This is a genomic window from Enterobacter sp. PL1, from assembly GCF_945957325.1.
Taxonomy (GTDB): domain Bacteria; phylum Pseudomonadota; class Gammaproteobacteria; order Enterobacterales; family Enterobacteriaceae; genus Enterobacter; species Enterobacter roggenkampii.
Map to the genome: position 1 here is coordinate 1 of NZ_CAMFKT010000099.1, position 770 is coordinate 770.

The 770-nt window shown below is 53.0% G+C and carries 1 protein-coding gene; it reads left to right on the forward strand.

Translation table 11 applies throughout. The annotated features are described in order from the left end of the window. Window positions 1–770: elongation factor Tu (locus N6P30_RS24435; RefSeq protein ID WP_260630015.1), on the forward strand; the 770-nt coding region annotated here is incomplete at both ends.

The window sequence follows — 770 nt, forward strand, 5'->3', positions numbered from 1 at the left end:
TACGACACCCCGACTCGCCACTACGCACACGTAGACTGCCCAGGCCACGCCGACTATGTTAAAAACATGATCACCGGTGCTGCGCAGATGGACGGCGCGATCCTGGTTGTTGCTGCGACTGACGGCCCAATGCCTCAGACTCGTGAGCACATCCTGCTGGGTCGTCAGGTAGGCGTTCCTTACATCATCGTGTTCCTGAACAAATGCGACATGGTTGATGACGAAGAGCTGCTGGAACTGGTAGAGATGGAAGTTCGTGAACTGCTGTCTCAGTACGATTTCCCAGGCGACGATACCCCAATCGTTCGTGGTTCTGCTCTGAAAGCGCTGGAAGGCGACGCAGAGTGGGAAGCGAAAATCATCGAACTGGCTGGCTTCCTGGATTCTTACATCCCAGAACCAGAGCGTGCGATTGACAAGCCATTCCTGCTGCCAATCGAAGACGTATTCTCCATCTCCGGTCGTGGTACCGTTGTTACCGGTCGTGTAGAGCGCGGTATCATCAAAGTTGGTGAAGAAGTTGAAATCGTTGGTATCAAAGAGACTGCGAAGTCTACCTGTACTGGCGTTGAAATGTTCCGCAAACTGCTGGACGAAGGCCGTGCTGGTGAGAACGTTGGTGTTCTGCTGCGTGGTATCAAACGTGAAGAAATCGAACGTGGTCAGGTTCTGGCTAAGCCAGGCTCAATCAAGCCACACACCAAGTTCGAATCTGAAGTGTACATCCTGTCCAAAGACGAAGGCGGCCGTCATACTCCGTTCTTCAAAGG